The sequence below is a fragment of the Acinetobacter sp. SW-226 genome, from assembly GCF_055632855.1.
Map to the genome: position 1 here is coordinate 3,557,065 of NZ_CM145752.1, position 17,157 is coordinate 3,574,221.

At 38.5% G+C, this 17,157-nt stretch carries 12 protein-coding genes and 2 pseudogenes; 5 read left to right on the top strand and 9 right to left on the bottom strand.

Annotated features, from left to right (window positions below; genetic code table 11):
• Entirely contained in the window at positions 1-498 is a 498-nt protein-coding gene (locus ACZ8ZH_RS16880; RefSeq protein WP_119065012.1) for a 2-thiouracil desulfurase family protein, read from the top strand.
• Here ACZ8ZH_RS16880 and ACZ8ZH_RS16885 read toward each other — a convergent pair.
• Positions 479-1,099 (bottom strand): LysE family transporter, encoded by a 621-nt coding sequence (locus tag ACZ8ZH_RS16885; protein ID WP_119065013.1) that lies wholly within the window; start codon positions 1,097-1,099, stop codon positions 479-481. The genes ACZ8ZH_RS16880 and ACZ8ZH_RS16885 overlap by 20 nt on opposite strands.
• A 163-nt stretch (positions 1,100-1,262) precedes the next feature.
• Between ACZ8ZH_RS16885 and ACZ8ZH_RS16890 the strand changes: the two genes are divergently transcribed.
• Entirely contained in the window at positions 1,263-2,183 is a 921-nt protein-coding gene (locus ACZ8ZH_RS16890; RefSeq protein WP_119065014.1) for a Dyp-type peroxidase, read from the top strand.
• Positions 2,184-2,231: 48 nt separating this feature from the next.
• Here ACZ8ZH_RS16890 and ACZ8ZH_RS16895 read toward each other — a convergent pair whose 3' ends face one another.
• Positions 2,232-2,945 (bottom strand): SH3 domain-containing protein, encoded by a 714-nt coding sequence (locus ACZ8ZH_RS16895; protein ID WP_119065022.1) that lies wholly within the window; start codon positions 2,943-2,945, stop codon positions 2,232-2,234.
• 533 nt (positions 2,946-3,478) lie between these two features.
• Positions 3,479-4,147 carry a hypothetical protein gene (locus tag ACZ8ZH_RS16900; RefSeq protein ID WP_171264508.1) on the bottom strand — a complete coding sequence of 223 codons (669 nt, stop codon included), beginning with the start codon at positions 4,145-4,147 and terminating at the stop codon, positions 3,479-3,481.
• Positions 4,148-4,466: 319 nt separating this feature from the next.
• On the opposite strand from ACZ8ZH_RS16900, the pseudogene ACZ8ZH_RS16905 reads away from it, so the two are divergent.
• Positions 4,467-4,643, top strand: a pseudogene (locus ACZ8ZH_RS16905) (Dyp-type peroxidase); the annotation flags it as partial.
• Between the two features lie 162 nt (positions 4,644-4,805).
• On the opposite strand, the pseudogene ACZ8ZH_RS16910 reads toward ACZ8ZH_RS16905, so the two are convergent.
• The 5 genes and pseudogenes from ACZ8ZH_RS16910 to ACZ8ZH_RS16930 all read right to left on the bottom strand — a co-directional run bounded on the left by ACZ8ZH_RS16910 (position 4,806) and on the right by ACZ8ZH_RS16930 (position 13,903).
• A pseudogene (locus ACZ8ZH_RS16910) lies at positions 4,806-5,832 on the bottom strand (IS30-like element ISAba125 family transposase).
• Between the two features lie 37 nt (positions 5,833-5,869).
• Positions 5,870-6,538, bottom strand: a complete 669-nt coding sequence (locus ACZ8ZH_RS16915) for a hypothetical protein (RefSeq protein WP_470247789.1) — start codon at positions 6,536-6,538, stop codon at positions 5,870-5,872.
• A gap of 4 nt (positions 6,539-6,542) precedes the next feature.
• On the bottom strand, positions 6,543-8,729 hold the full coding sequence (locus ACZ8ZH_RS16920; RefSeq protein WP_086210823.1) for a LysM peptidoglycan-binding domain-containing protein: 2,187 nt from the start codon (positions 8,727-8,729) through the stop codon (positions 6,543-6,545).
• Between the two features lie 2 nt (positions 8,730-8,731).
• Positions 8,732-12,049 carry a type VI secretion system Vgr family protein gene (locus ACZ8ZH_RS16925; RefSeq protein WP_119065015.1) on the bottom strand — a complete coding sequence of 1,106 codons (3,318 nt, stop codon included), beginning with the start codon at positions 12,047-12,049 and terminating at the stop codon, positions 8,732-8,734.
• A 153-nt stretch (positions 12,050-12,202) separates the two neighbouring features.
• Entirely contained in the window at positions 12,203-13,903 is a 1,701-nt protein-coding gene (locus ACZ8ZH_RS16930) for an NAD-dependent malic enzyme (RefSeq protein WP_110975789.1), read from the bottom strand.
• A gap of 274 nt (positions 13,904-14,177) precedes the next feature.
• Here ACZ8ZH_RS16930 and ACZ8ZH_RS16935 point away from each other — a divergent pair, with 274 nt between their 5' ends.
• Positions 14,178-14,780, top strand: a complete 603-nt coding sequence (locus tag ACZ8ZH_RS16935) for a hypothetical protein (protein ID WP_119065016.1) — start codon at positions 14,178-14,180, stop codon at positions 14,778-14,780.
• Positions 14,781-14,788: 8 nt separating this feature from the next.
• Here the strand turns inward: ACZ8ZH_RS16935 and ACZ8ZH_RS16940 are convergent, their stop codons facing one another.
• Positions 14,789-15,073, bottom strand: a complete 285-nt coding sequence (locus ACZ8ZH_RS16940) for a DUF2798 domain-containing protein (RefSeq protein WP_004684392.1) — start codon at positions 15,071-15,073, stop codon at positions 14,789-14,791.
• 177 nt (positions 15,074-15,250) lie between these two features.
• Between ACZ8ZH_RS16940 and argS the strand changes: the two genes are divergently transcribed.
• Entirely contained in the window at positions 15,251-17,056 is a 1,806-nt protein-coding gene (gene argS, locus ACZ8ZH_RS16945) for an arginine--tRNA ligase (RefSeq protein ID WP_119065017.1), read from the top strand.
• Positions 17,057-17,157 lie beyond the last annotated feature (101 nt).

Consider the following 17,157-nt stretch of genomic DNA (forward strand, 5'->3'; position numbering starts at 1 on the left):
ATGAGCCATAAACGTTATTTTATCAGCGCATGTCTACTCGGACAAAAAGTCCGTTATGACGGCAAAGACTGCCTAGTCTCTCAATTAGCTCAAGCCTTACTCGATAAAAATTATGTCAGCTTATGTCCTGAAGTCAGTGCAGGACTTCCCACCCCACGTCCCGCAGCAGAAATTCGCCACGGGTCAGGTGCTGATGTTTTATTTGGCCGCGCACAGGTTTTTTCCGAAGATGGCCATCAGCTTAGCGATGTCTTTATTCAAGGCGCCTACAAAGCTTTAGCATTGGCACAAGCCAATCATGTTAGCCATGCTGTGCTCAAAGCCAATAGCCCATCCTGTGGCAGTGATGGCATTTATGATGGTTCATTTACAGGGCAAAAAATTGCGGGTGAAGGAGTCACTGCCGCCCTATTTCGTCAGCACGGTATACATGTGGTTACTGAACAACAGTTTTTAGCAGAACTGACGCAGACTAAATTTACTGATGAACTAAACTAAGCAATCCCGCCGCACAACTGAACAACACGGCAAAAGTACGATTGAGATATTTTTGCTGTCGCGGGGATTTTAAGAGTTTTAAAACTTTTGCTGCCAGCCCTGTATATCCCGCCATCACAATCAAATCAATCGTGACCATCGTGACAGCCATCACCGCATATTGAGACCACTGCGGTTTAGACAAATCCAAAAATTGCGGTAGAACAGCCAATAAAAATACGATGGCTTTCGGATTGCTCATATTGACCAGAAAGCCATACATCACCAATTTGGAACGTGATTTAGTCGGTTGTTCTTGTTGAATGTCAATCGACTGGATGGGTGCCGTCCATTGTAAATAAGCCAAATACATTAAATAAGCCACACCAAACCATTTCACAGCCCAAAATGCCCACGGCGTTGTGGCAAAAAGCACCCCCACCCCAGCCGCAACAATACCGATTTGCACCAATAAGGCGAGTTGTAGGCCCAGTGCATTCCAGTAGCCATGCCGAAAACCGTAGTTGACACCACTCGACATTGACGCAATGGCCCCTGCCCCAGGGGAGATACTAATGATCCAACATGCAAGTACGAAACCAAGCCAAATTTGAAATGACATAAAAGATATTGAGAGAAAATGACTGTTCAATTATATGATCTTTCATGCTTTCAGGGGCCCATAATTCATCAATGAATTTTTCACTTAAAGGCTATGAAGCTGAAACAGCATAAGGCACAATAAGTGTAGCCAATAGAAATAACAATTTTTTTAGGAGCCATGAATGACCGCCCAATCTGTAATTCTACCATTACCTTCAGATCATGCCCGTTTTATTGTTTTACGTTTAAAAGATTTAAGTATTGAAGAACTTAAAGAAAAATTAGAAGATTTATTTTCAACCCGTGATCGTCTTATTACTCAACATCCACATGCTCAAATTAAAACAGCGGTTGCTTTTGGCCCTGAACTTTGGGCACAACTTCATCCTACAGCGCCTGCAGGGTTTAAACAGCTAGAGCCCATTTATGGTTCTTTTAACATGCCTGTCGCACCTGCGGATGTTTTAATTCATATTGCGGCTCAGCGTACCGATCTTTGTTTTTCCCTTAGCCAATCGTTCTTTGAAGGCATCCAAGATAAAGTGGATGTTTTAGATGAACGAGTCTGTTTCCGCAATTTTGATGGTCGAGATTTGACTGGGTTTATTGATGGTACTGAAAACCCGCAGTTCCCCGATGATCGTGCTGAAACAGCATTATTAGGTGAAAATTCCGGAGTATTCGCAGATGGCTCTTTTATCTTTGCACAGCGCTATTGCCATGATTTGGAAAAGTGGAAAAAATTAAAAGTTGATGCTCAAGAGCAAGTTTTTGGCCGAACAAAACTTGAAAGTATTGAACTAGATGATGACGTTAAACCTGAAAATTCTCACGTTGCACGTGTCGTGGTTGAAGATGATGAGGGCGAGGAAATGGAAATCCTACGTCACTCTCTTCCTTATGGCGATGGTAAAGGTGAGCAAGGTTTATTTTTTATTGCCTATACGAAAGATTTAAGCATTATTGATGCGATGTTATTGCGTATGTTTGGCACCAGCGGTGATGGAATTCATGACCGCATGCTTCATTTTGTGACTCCTGTTGACGGTGCTTATTATTTTGCACCGAGTGAGGAGTTGCTGGAAGAAGTTTTGGAAGGGTGATTTTTAATGCTTAACTACAGTAAGAGTCTACTGTAGTTAAGCTAGTTTTTACAATTCTGTCTTCCATACTTTATTTTTCACCAACTTCCCATCTTTAATATGTAATGCAATATTATATTGAGCAGCCCCACCACTACTTAATGAGTTGATTATGTATAAATCATTATTTTTCTCATAAATCTGAAAATCAACAAGTTCATTCTTACTAGTGAGCCCATCTTTTGGAAAAAAATAGTTTTCTAATTGATCTGAATTAATAATAATTTTTTGCTCTTGTATTTTAACTACTATTCTATTCAACTGAAGAAAATTTGCAGCAGGGAGGTCACCATCCGTACCATAAAAAGCCTTCCCTTTATACAAACTATATAACTCCCTCCCCTTTAAAATTTTGGAATAATTTTTTGAATTCAAATCTGCATCCTTCGATGAGATCTCAACTGTATATAAAGAACTCCTATATAAAGCAGTTCTAACATCATATTTTTTTAATTTTATTTTGTTATAACCATCGAATCTATTAATTCTATTATTATAAATATAACCATTCACACCAGACGATGAGTTAATAAAACAAAAATTATTCACAATATCATCTACACATGAAACTATTTCTCCATTCTTCTGTTTAGATATAACCTTAGAGCTCAAATCTGCCAATTCACGAACATTAACATAGCCATCCTTATCTTGAATTAATCCAAAATCAGCATAAATACAACTACTAATTGTCATTAAAAAAAGGAAAAATATATAATTCATTATTTTAAATTCTCTTAGACTCAATTCATTTCCTGCACAATAAAATTCGGTCTTTTATCATTTCTGTTTGAAATTCTCGCGTGAACTTCTCATCATTAGCAACATATTTCTTTTTTATCCAAGTTCTTTGGGAATCTCTTAATGTTACTCTTTCTTCTTCAGATAATTTTGATATTTTCTTTTTTTATAAGGAAGTTTAATATTTGGTAATTTTCTTATAATCAATTAAACAACAACTCAATATATCGTTAAAAGGGGCGCTATCAGGCTTACATACCAAACCATCTTTATCTAAAAATACATATAAATAGATAAATATAGTTAATATAGAGATCTTAATTTTTTATTTATAGCAATATCTCCTTAACCCTTTTTAAAGTAGCCTTAGGATCCAATAAAATCGTCCCTTTATTAAAAACCCAAAAAGTAATACTCTTTGATAGAATAAATATCTTATTATTTATTGTAAAATACCCCTAAAGTTATTTACACTGGCGTAGAAGATTTCATTGACACAGAATTTTTACAAGGTATTATTCTTTTAGATCCAATAAACCTAAACTAACTATTTTATCATTTTCAGTACATGATGGCTGTATATCCATATCTAAGAAAGTATAACGGTGCAATAGTTTTTCTTCACTATTATGACCTCCCCAGATATTAAAATTAGAACCTTCATGTGAAAAACATTCAGTTATAATATTTGGAATACCATTTCCAATTAGATCCACCCCTCTAATCTTTCCATTACTATACATAATTTGGTTTTTACTTAACTCAAAACCATAACCTCGAAGAGGCGTTTTAGTTTTCTTATCAATATTATAAAAATAATTAGGCTCATCAGTTACAAAAGTCAAGTTCGAAACACAATCAGTATCATCTTTTTTAGATACTGGTTTCACCATATCATATTTAAACTTTTCATCTTCCTTATATATAACAACAACATCATTATTAATTGGTTTTTCACTTACAATACATCCTTCTTTAGAGTTTAATAATACATAAATTTTATTATCTAAGGCTTTCTTTACGCCTTTACTGCTCTGCAAAATTTTACCAGCTAATAAATCTGATTGTGGCTTCTCTATTTTCTGTTGTTCAATCGATTTAGCATGAGCAGTCTCACCTAAATATTTAGTGTCGCAAGCATTTAAGATTAATAAGCACATAAAAATCAATGTTTTATAAATCACTTTTACCTACCTGTGTGTGACCAATGCAGTGCATCTTTACTGCCGTACCCAATTACACTATATTTTTATTTAATTGCATAAATGTAGACCAGCTGGTATTCTTTTTCTTTCAATATTAATAGTCAAAAATTTTCCAATATAATTAGATATTTTTATATCTACTGCCATTCTCCTAACATGGTTTGAATACCTTGGCTTATCCACCACATTATCTCCTATGCATTATTTTTAATACATTGCTTCAGAAAATTCACTCCTTCAGCATTATTTCTTTTATGGGTCCATCCACTGTCTTATAGCTATGGTAAAATAAGCAAGACTTATTTTTATTGCCTATACTAAAGATTTAAGCATTATTGATTCGATGCTATTGCGTATGTTTTGCACCAGTGGTGATGGAGTCCATGGCCGCATGCTTCATTTTGTAACTCCTGTTGACGGTGCTTATTATTTTGCACCGAGTGAGGAGTTACTGGAAGAAGTGTTGGAAGGATGAGTTTAAATTAGGAGTAACTAAAAATGCTAGTTACTCCTAATTTAATCAATTAATAACAAACTCTCCATTATTATTCAGAGTAATTTTCAACAGCTTTCCATTCTTTGTATAAAATATTTCATAGTTTTTATTAATTGTTATATTGTTAGAAGCATGGCGAATTCAAACATGAGGTGCGACAGTTTCAAAAGCCATATGATAATCAACAAGCTGAGCAAATTTCTCTAATGGTGTAAGCCAATCTAACGCCTTTCTAGGACGAGTATTCAGTGACATGGCAACTTGATTTAAATAATGCTGATCTGCCTGATTTAAATCAATCCCTTTAGGTAAATATTGCCTAATTAAACCATTCATATTTTCGCATGTGCCTTTTTGCCAGGGTGAATGTGGGTCACAGAAATATACATCTATGCCTAAATCTTCTTCGAGTATTTTATGTTCTGACATCTCACGTCCACGGTCATAGGTCAACGTTTTACGCAGTTCTGCAGGTAAATATTTCAGAGCTTCAGTTAAAGCCTTGCGCACTGATTCTGCCTTTGCATCAGGTAATGTTGCCAAGATACAGAGCCGTGTATTTCGTTCAATAAGTGTTGCTATCGAACTTTTATTGTCTTTACCTTTAATTAAATCAGCTTCCCAATGACCCGGTATTTTTCTTTTCTTGAACTTCGGCTGGGCGCTCATGAATAGTTTTAATATCCTGTAATATAGAATCTTTTTTAGGTTCACCGTTAGCTTTTCGCTTTTTATTTTCATGACGTAGACAGGATAATAAGTCTTTTTTCAACTCACCCTTGGGTAATGCTCGTATCGTTGAATAAATCGTTGTATGGCTTACATTCATTGTTTGATCCAAATCAGGAAATGTCTTTAAACGCTTTGCTATTTGCTGAGGAGACCATAAACAACGGATCGCTTCAACAATAAATTTCCAGAGGATTGAATCGATTTTGAGTTTTCTGTGACCACGTCTACGTCTAGCAAAAGTGTTATCAGAAGCATATTGAGCTTGATAAACGTCATTGATGCTATTTCTTTTAAGCTCACGATAGATCGTACTAGGATGTCTTTTAATAAGTTCAGCAAATTTTCTGGCTGAAAAGCCTTCTTTTCTTGACTCAAGCATTAATGCAGTACGATCTTCAAAGTTAAGATGATGGTATGACAATTTTATATACTCCATAAACCCTTTAAATTAATTAGGTGGTTTATGTCGCACTTCAAGTTTTACTCTGCCCATCTATAGTAATTTTTTTAAATAGTCCCAATGCATTTACTGAGGTAAGATTAATTACAGAGCGACCAGAATCCGAAGACGATGGAGATGCTATTAAGATCACACCATTTTTTGATTCAGGAAAGATAACTGAACTACCATAGTTTTCATCAAGTTCGTTATAAACTTCCAATAAAGCAGAAACATCAATTAAATTTACTTTATCACAACTAGTCTTACTGTTTTTCAAAATGCAGTTGATGTGATCATCAGTATTATAAGGTAATAAAGTTACAGAAAATCCATCATCATTTTTTTTATTAATTTCTTTTAAAACCTTACCATTATCTCTGCCAATTTCATTTAACCTGTTTATGTATTCACCCCTATAACACTCTTCCTTTACCAATCCAACACCTTCCCCAAGAGTATAAGATTTTTTACTCTCACATCTATTCTCAATACTTTTTTTCCATAGAGTAAAATCTTTTCTTTCATTGTTTTTTAACTTTTTCAACTCTTTTTCAAGAAGAAAATTTTCTTTTCTAATACATTGAAATTTTTCCTCAACATTATTTGAATTGCAACCTTTTGTGCTAGTTTTTGCACATGCCACATTCAGAAAACCTAATCCTATAAAAAAAATTAAATAAAAAAAATTAAAATTAAACATGGTGTTAAATTCCTTTAAAATTATCTGGAAGTCTTAATTTAAATGATTTTGGAATACTATCTTTTAATTCAGAAACTGTACCATGTGCATGAATTGCTTTTCCATGACCAAAAATTAGACCCTCTCTAACAGCTTTATCATGAAAAACATTGACCCATGCTTTTCGATTATATTCATCAGAATAATATTTATTTGCATAATTCAAATGTCCCCCTACAATGGATGGGCGACCATTTGCTCTTTCAATCAAATAACTATTCACGAAATTTTTTATCCTTGAGCTAACAGCAGACATTGGCATATTTTGAACAGAACCATATGGCTCTAAACTTTTAGGTCCTGTTATTTTAGAGAACTGACGATGTGCATTGACAACATTTCTCACAGTACCTCCCCATACACCAGATTTCGTCCTATTTAATATAGTATCTACAACTCCAGCAGCTTGTTGTTTAAAATTATTTTCATTTTTAAATTTAATTACTTCAGTCTCCGTTACCTTCATAATATCAATAATATCTTGATTCGATAAAATCAACTCACTTTCTAAAATATTAGATTTAGGATCTTCATTTTTAAAGATAATACCAGAACAACTGAGTAAAGATTGCTTATTTATTTCTTTTAGTAGAACAGAGAATAATTCTCCATTTAGATCTTTAACTGTTTTTTTAAAATAAATTTCATTTCTAGCAACCATTGAAAATTTTGTCACATCGTAATGCACCCATGTACTTGCTCCCGAAGAACCATCATTAAACTTTTCTGGTTCCAGATAAATTTTACCATCTTGTCTTTGTTCTGAAGCATTCATCTTAGCTACTAATATTTTTTTACGTATTTTATTCATATCTTGAGAAGCTGTAGTTCTAACTCCATTTTTATTAAAATGTATATCTAAAGCTAGTCCCATATGGTTAACACTAGTTCTTTTCTTTTGTTTATTACTCTCGATACACCTATACCCGGACTCTATATATGCTACTTCGATATTTTCAGATTTAAAATCATTTTTTAGATAAAAACTTAATGCCTTCAACACCCATATTAAAGACCTATGTAAACCTGGATACTCATTTGCAGTATTTAATCCTGACTTCACCCCTCTAATATTATTACCATACCCTAAACACTCACCACACGGACAAGAAGCCTTCGCCATAAAACTTGCTATTGGATACTCATAGTAAAACTTATCCAAAGCAGATAAAACGCTTCCACAAATTTTTCCAGTTTCAATCACCCCCATATAATCTCTCTGAAATTGCCTAATACAAGCAGCTGTTAAGTTAGTAAACTCATCTGTGGGTAATGCACCACCAAACCCAGCTAAACGAATATTAATTTCTCTAATTAATTCACTTTTACCTGATGAAATACATTGAGGATTGGTTTTACATAAATTTTCAGTATTCGTTTTGGGTGTTCCACTCTCTTGGCTACGGTCTTCAACTGTCGGGATTTTAGAGCCTAAATTGGCAGTTTCATTGAGTATATTCTTACCCTCTTCATAAAGTTCATTCACCTTATTTAGGATTTCATTACCTAAATTTCCTGAAAAAAGTCCATCACCTTGCTTTTTTTGCGGACTCGCCTGAGAAGGCTTTTTTGCTTCTTGCCTCTGAGATATTTTTGATGTTGTACTAGGGGACGATTGATTTTTTGGTTGTGTGGCTGATTTTTCTTTTTGTTGATGCACATGATTTCCTGCAGCTGGAATATTTACTTCCAACTTAATCACTTGACCAATATAAATCTTATTTGGATCATCTATCTTATTTAGGCGTTCTAATGCGCGAACTGTCGTATTATTTTTCTGAGCGATATCAAATAAAGTTTCTCCTTTTTTCACAACATGTGTTTTTCTTTTATATTCTCCATTACTTCCCTGATTAGTGAATGTCGTTAAGTTTAAAAGAACTTTAGGGCTCGTAATCTTTACAATCATCCTATCTCTAGACATAACAAAGCTTTGGACTTTTAGCATTAAACCATCAAACATACTTTTGACATGAACATCTAATGCTGTACCTTTATCTCGGCTAATTTCGACAATGCACCCTTTAGAGTTTGTTGCACCAGCCGCAATAACCTGTCCAGTCCTTTGGTTCGTCACTTTATATTGAGCTTTAGGAATTGGGCTTCCAAATAAATCTAAAATTTGTATAGTCACTAATGATTTTTTATTCATTTCTAATCCTTATTATTTTCATTATGATTTATTTCTAAATTCTCACCATTTACATTTTTATCAATACTAAAATCATCTTCATCAAAACTTTCGACTCGTAAGCCCCATTCATCATCAGATCCAACAAGCACTTGGACTTTTGTTGGGTCTGATGTGTTAATTTTTCCTGTACGGCCATGTTCATCTATTACCCCTGCAATAAATACATTTGTCTCAGGAATAAAAGCTTTGTAACTGAGCTGATTAAAATCACTTGCCCAAAATAAATTATAAATATCTAGCCGATTGCTAAAAGTAGAAGAGCAAGGTAATTCAGGAACCTCATAAGACACTTTTGCCCCACCCACAAAACTATGCTGACCCGCCTTACTTTCAAACTTTCCACCTGTTGTCGTAAAAATTCCATCCCCATTGATTTTGAGCTGTGAACCACCAGCAGTAAGCACAATTTCTTTTGGACTGGTTATCTCTATTTTATCTTCAGTTGAAATTAGCTTAATCACCTTGCGCGCAATCGCCTCTATCGCATCATCTTGCGCCTGTAATTCAACTTTTCCTTTTGCAGCAAATGCCTTTAGCCCTTTTTGTGCAGCAAATAAGCTCACCTTATCCTGTGCATGCGCAATAATATTCTTCTGTGCACTTAAGTTAATAGACCCCTGTGCGCTTTCAACAATGTCTTGAGAAGCCTGTAAAACAATATCTTCGGGTGTCGTGAGGGCAATACCATTGGGGGAAGCCAACAACATTAAAGCCTGACGAAAGATCTTCGCTTGAGCTTGATTGTGAGTATCCTGCGTTTGCTCTGCCTCTTGAGCATATGTCTCCATAAAGCCTTGCATGGAGCCCAATGCCTGCATAGGATTAACATTTAGCTTGCTGCCTTTATTAAAGCTTCCGCAAACACTGGTCAGATCAAAGTCATTCATCTCGACATTAGCAATCACTTTGCCAACATCTTTTAAAGCGGAGAAAGGATCCGCATTCAATTTTTCTTTGACACTTTGCAACTGACTCTTTAAAGCATCTGAACCATGTTCTTCGAGATTATCAATAAAGGCTTTTAAGTTTTCGATTGAGTTATTCGCGTCTTGAAAGAAGTCTTTAAATTCATTGATCAGATTGTCTGTGTCTTGACCAAATTTTTGAATATCCTCAATGAAGCCACCACAGCTTTTTAGTGCCGAAATCGGATCTTGACTAACTGCCGTTTTAAATAAACCAACAGTTGCTTGGAGTGCTTGATTGGCTCCTTTTAACTCTAAAGATTGAATCAACTTAGGCAGACGATTGACGACATTCAGTGCATCGGTCTGTTGTTTGACAGCCAAAGTACTCAACATGTGCATACTGTCATGACCTTGCTGCAAGATGGACTGGGCTTCTGACGCAGCCAAATGATCTGCGACCGCTTGATCCTGAGCATAGGTACTAATCAAGAGACCCTTACCTGCACGCATGGCTCCCCATTGATCCGTTCTTAGCTCAAACCCCTCACCACGCCCATCACTGTTTTCAGTTTCTTTTGGATGACTGAGGTTACCAAGGTTGAGCTGACTCGCTCCATGACTACTGTGTAACTGCACACTAATTTGCCCTGTCGTATCATCAAAACGCAGTTGGTTAAAGCCTTGTCCTGCAACCTCTTGTGAACGGATTCCGCTGAGCTTTTTCGTCGCAGGCAATGTCCCTTTCACATCAAACATAGTTTGGTGGCGCTCGGCTTCATGAATACGCCCTACGACAAAGGGTCGATCAACGTCCCCCTCAAAGAAGTCAATAACCACAATTTCTCCGACACGCGGATGAAAACGTGCGCCATATCCCTCACCCGCCCATGGGGTCAATACATCGACCCAAGCCGAATCTGTGTCATTGTCATTTGCCCCCGCACCACCATCATGGGTATGGTCATCACTACGGGTAAACATGAAGCGAACTTTAATCCGCCCCCATGCATCCACATAAATTTCTTCCCCTTCGGGCCCGACGACTTTAGCCCGTAAAGGGTAGGCTGCTGGACGGTGGATCCATGCTTGATATTCAGGAACAATTTTAACCTCACGGCGTACGACAAAGAGTTCATTGGCTTGTCGTTCTTCATCACTCAGACCTTGCCAGCGACTTCCTTTTAATAACAGATTGATTTGCTGTAGCAACTCTTTGGGTAAATTATTTTGGTTATAAAAAGTTTTCCCTAAAATGAGAAATTCACGCTCTGTGGATACATGTTGGTCTATTTCAGGATGTCCCACCATTTCAAACCAATAGCCCACTTGCGCATCTCGAACGCCACCTTTTGCGGTGAAATATTTGGCCTGAAGCTCGTAAGAATGGCTCAGTTGCTGATTCAGTCGTTCTAGTTGGTTGCTATTTGCAACTGTCGTCTGATCTCCTCCCTGCAGATCACCCGTCCATGCTGGACTAACACACCAAACTTGTTCTAAGCTTAAACTTTCATTGTCCTGTTGATCACTATGCTGATGCGTACTGAGTGCAGTATGACTTTGATCTTGAACCAAATGTTGCGCATGCCAACGCTGCGTTTGTACCCGTGTTGGTTGTAAATGCCGCTCTGCAATAAAACTGGTAATGCTATCAAATGGCTCGGTGGCATGGCTACGGTGGAAACGAATCGTCCGACGACCCAGTACTGTAAACACTTGATTATCATCAATCAAACGAAGTTGCTGTGCCTGAATCGGTTCAGACGAACTGAACACTACCGGAACTTGTTCATCAATCAACCAATTGATACCTTCACTCCGCCATAGGCGCGTAAGAAACTCTGCATCGGTTTCATTAGACTGCATGACAAACGGACGTATATCATAATCGCGGCTCAGACCCTCTAAATTCAAGCTTAAACTGGCTGCGAATAAGGCACTATTGTTTTGCCATTCACTAAACAGAGTTTCAGTAATTTCACGAACACTTTTATTCATAAACACGCGACTGTTTCTGCGCTTATGCCACAGTGAGGTTGCATCTTCAATCGTCAGTTTATAAACAGTTAGTGCACCATCACTTTGGCCTTGACTAGCACCCGTAATTACGCCAGTGAGACGCGAGAGCTGCCCAACATCCGTAACCTGATCTACGGCGACACGACCACCAATGAATTGTTTCAAAGGCAGATAAGCATTGGTCGATAGACATAGAATTTCAGCTTTTAGGCCTTGATTGATACGGTGCTTACCCTCAATGCGCTGAATAAACACCTGTGTATTCAAGGCCAGATTGGAAAAATGAATATGCAAGGCACGTTTTTGCGAGCCAAATCCAAAGGATTCCAGCATCTTATAAATAGAATTGAACATGATCATTATTTAAGTTATTGGTTTTTATATTTGTGCGCGGAGTGTACAAAATGTCTAATTTTTAATCTAGTAAAATAATGTTAATCAATACGTATTCCTGAGATAATAAAAAAAGGAGCATTCTGCTCCTTTTTTTATTATCTCATTTCAGCTTTAGAAGGCGACACGTTTATAGTGACGATACTCTGGCTTCCAGAAGCTCTTTTCAATCGCGTGTTGCAATTGCTCATCACTAATAATCGGGGCTACACCTGCATCCATCGCTGCTTTCGCAACCTTGAAAGCTATCAGCTTAGATACTTTTTGAATTTCATCAATTTCAGGTAGCAAGTCTGCTTCAGGATTAACCAACATCGGTGAGCAATCGGCCAAAGCATTACTCGATGCAATCAGCATAGAATCCGTCACACGGGTTGCATTGGCCGCAATCACGCCCAGCCCAATGCCTGGGAAGATATACGAGTTATTGCACTGCGAAATATTATAAATTTTGCCTTGATAGTTGACTGGAGCAAAAGGACTACCTGTCGCAATCAAAGCCTTGCCGTCCGTCCAGTGAATAATATCTGCTGGCACAGCTTCGACACGCGAGGTTGGATTAGACAGTGGCAACACAATCGGACGCTCACAGTTCGAAGCCAAAGTACGAATTACTTCTTCAGTGAATAAGCCCGGCTGACCCGACACCCCAATCAACACGGTAGGTTTGGCATTTTTCACGACATCGAGCAGTGAAATCACCTCTTCCGCATTTCCCCATTGCGCAATCACGTCTGGCTTTTGCGCCAATTTACGTTGGAAGTCGAGTAGATTCGGCTGATTTTCAGTGATTAAACCAAAACGATCGACCATATACACGCGTGCACGCGCTTCGGCATCAGTTAAACCTTCAACTTTCATCTGTGCAACGATTTGTTCAGCAATCCCACAGCCTGCTGAACCTGCACCTAAGAAGGCAACGGTTTGATCCTTGAGTTGTTTACCTGCCGCACGTGATGCAGCAATCAAACTGCCCACAGAAACGGCTGCCGTACCTTGAATATCATCATTAAAACAACAGATTGCATCACGATACTTATTCAGTAACGGCATGGCATTATTTTGCGCAAAATCTTCAAATTGAATCAGCGCTTTCGGCCAACGACGCTTGATCGCCGCAATCACTTCATCGACAAAAGCATAGTACTCATCACCACTGATGCGTGGTTGATTCCACCCCATATAAATCGGGTCATTCAATAACTGTTGATTATTGGTCCCGACATCGAGGGTAATTGGTAACGTATACGCTGGACTAATACCACCACACGCGGTATATAGCGATAATTTTCCAATCGGAATACCCATCCCGCCAATGCCTTGGTCGCCCAAGCCTAAAATACGCTCGCCATCGGTAATCACAATAACTTTGACATTTTTCTTGTTAATGTTATGCAAGATGTCATCAATATGCGCACGGTCTGGATAGGAAATAAATGTGCCGCGATGGCGACGATAGATATCCGAGAAACGCTGACAGGCCTCACCCACCGTTGGAGTATAGATGATCGGCATCATCTCACTTAAATGGTTTTCAATAAGGTGATAGAACAAGGTTTCGTTGGTGTCTTGAATGTTACGCAAGTAAATGTGCTTATTGATCGCATCATTAAAAGCACAGTACTGTTGATAAGAACGCTGACTTTGTTCTTCAATACTTTCTTCAACATGCGGAATTAAACCATGCAAGTTGAAGCGAGTGCGCTCTTCTTCCGTAAATGCGGATCCTTTATTTAACAGCGGCAACTCAAGTAAAGTATTGCCCGCATAAGGGATGTATAAGGGTTGTTTTGTCTTTAAATATTCTGTCGTCATTACCTATCTCGTTATACATAGATTTAGATGAACCTATGGGAGAATCTGTACATCTATTTCGGCTACTAGCTTAGCGCCATTTACTCATGTTTTGATATTTATAAGCGTGATGCAATTATCAAAGCGATTTAGTCTGAAAATAAAAATACTGAGTCATACAACTAAATATAGGGACTGAAACAGACTTTTCGCAAAATTCAAAATGGATAAAAATTGAACTTCACCATTACACAAGCTAAGCTAGCGCCTTTCGTAGTACTCTATCCGCAAAAAAATGACAATAAAAAAATTAATGCTCTTGTTGGGCCTCATAAGCGTTGTTACCGCTCAACTGACCGCTTGCCAATCTGTCTCTAAGGCTCAAAATACCGTGAGTCATAAAATTACAGGGCTATTGGGTAATCACGAGAAACTGCCTGAAATTGATCAAAAAGGCATTGTCGATATCAGTAAAGCCACCATCGAGCAATATGAGCAACTCAGTGCCAATTTACCCTTGAACCAATGGGTCTATTTGGAGAATGAAAAACAAGGCATTTATCAACTACAAAACAAATCGACCGAAGGCTTTGTGCTCTCACTGCGTCTGAATTGTAAAATCAGCAGTCATCCGCCTACGTTTGAGCTTCAAAATGCGCACGGCAAACGTATTTTATATGGTTATGATAAAGAAGCAGGACAGATTCAGTTTTTACTCGACAACAAAAACTACGGCAATCCCTTTGATCCATTTCAACACCAAAGCCTGAGTCGTTTTCAACAACAGCTTGCCAGTGCCCAAGTGATTAAGCTCTTTCATGCAGGCAAACTGTATCGTTTTCAAAACCAAAATGCGGAACTACTCAGCAAACCTGTTTCATGCCGTGAAAATAGCTAAAATGGTGCTTATTTGGGTGGATTCAGATGTGACATATCGACAAACACACCAGTCAAACGGCGCACAATCGGTAGTACAATGAGCACGACAGGATAGGCCACCACCCAAGACATCATCCATGCAGACAGCCAAACCTGTAGAAAGTTGTCCACCCAGCCCAAATTACGCCACAGATTGATCATCGAAATAATGCCACTCATAAAAAATGAGATAAAAAACGGCAAAATAAACATGGCGTATTTTGCGGGTAACTTGGGAATATTGCCAATGATCATGGGGCGCTGTTCAGACACGTTTCATCCTTAAAAACATGAATTTTGGTTCTGATCATACTGCACTTTTCATCTTTGTTGCAGCGCAATCGTTAGCAGTTTTCGGACATTTTTTACTCTATAAAAATGGATTCACCTAAAGACGCGGAAATTTGCTATATTTAGCGTTTTTCTGCGACATTAAATTTTCGACTGAATATGAACACGGCAATCCAAGCAGCTCTCGAGCACGCAGTACAAAACCTTCAAGCTGAAGGTATCCTTCCAGCAGACTGGAACAACAGCAGTACTTTGACGCGTACCAAAGACCGAAGCCACGGGGATTTCGCGTCCAATATCGCAATGATTGCCTCTAAAGCTGCGGGGATGAAGCCACGTGATTTAGCCGAAAAAATTCTAGCTGCACTGCCTGAAGTGGCAGACATCAGCAAAGCAGAAATCGCAGGCCCTGGCTTTATTAACTTCTTTTTAAATGCTGACCAACGTTTTGCTGTACTTGAGCAAATTCAAGCGCAAGGCAAGCAATTTGGTCGCACTCAAGCCAATGCTGCGAAAAAAATCCAAGTAGAATTCGTTTCTGCCAACCCGACGTCTAGCTTACACGTTGGTCATGGTCGTGGCGCAGCGTACGGGATGACCGTTGCAACCCTGCTTGAAGCAACAGGTGCAACGGTAGACCGTGAATATTATGTGAATGATGCAGGCCGTCAAATGGACATCCTTGCAACATCCACCTATTTACGCTACCTCGAATTAACAGGTCAGGAACTGGTTTTCCCAAAAAATGCCTATCAAGGCGATTATGTTAAAGAAATCGCGCAAAGCATTATTGATGCTGATGGCGATGCCTACGTTCGCCCTGTAGCCGACGTCTATAAGGATGTCCTTGAAGATGTACAATATGCAGAAGAGCTCGATGCTGAAGGCAATAAAGTTGTCCTTTCAGGCGACAAAGAAAAACACATTGATGGTTTAATTGCCAATTCACAGCAACTCATTGGTGCTGGCTACCGTGTATTCCACCAAGCAGCACTCCATGCCATCTTAGATGACATTAAAGATGACTTAGGCGAGTTTGGCGTAACCTTTAACCAATGGTTCAGCGAAGCATCACTCACTGATAAAATTGATGAAGCGTTAGCCACTTTAGAACAACGTGGTTTCTTATACGAAAAAGACGGCAATATTTGGTTCAAATCAACTGAATTTGGCGATGAAAAAGACCGTGTTGTGAAGCGTCGTAATGGACAAACCACTTATTTTGCTTCTGACATCGCTTATCACCTCAACAAATTACAACGTGGCTATACCGACCTGATTGATATTTGGGGTTCAGATCACCACGGCTATATTTCACGGGTTAAAGCCGCGATTGATGCAATGGGCTATGACTCGAAAAAACTGACTGTACTTCTGGTTCAGTTCGTCAGCTTATGGCGTGGTGGTGAGATGGTACAAATGTCATCTCGTTCGGGTCAGTTCGTGACTTTACGTGACCTACGTAAAGAAGTGGGCAACGATGCTGCGCGTTTCTACTACGTGATGCGTAAGTCTGAACAACACATTGACTTTGACTTAGACCTTGCGGTTTCACAAAGCAAAGACAATGCGGTGTACTACATCCAATATGCGCACGCACGTGTCAATCGTATGGTCGATGTGAAAGCCCCTGAAAAAGGTATTCCTTTTGATCGTAGCAAAACGGCTGATTACGATGCGACCTTATTAACGCTTGACGCTGAAACTGAAATTCTGGCTAAACTTGCAGCCTATCCTGAAATTGTGCTTCGTGCTGCAAATAGCTATGAACCACACCAAGTGGGCAACTATTTGAAAGAACTCGCAGCATTATTCCATGGTTGGTATAACTTGGATAATACAAGAATTATCGACGAACAGAATGTTGCCCTTTCGCAAGCCCGTTTATTACTTTCAATAAACGTACAACAAGTTTTGCGTAATGGTTTAGAGTTACTGGGTGTGTCTGCACCTGAAACCATGTAATAAGTGAAGCAAAGCTTCACACATGGCTGCAAGACCGAAAGCTATGCTTGAGGTAACGATGTAAAAAGCAACGCTTTGCACATCGTCGCAAGATGAAGGGC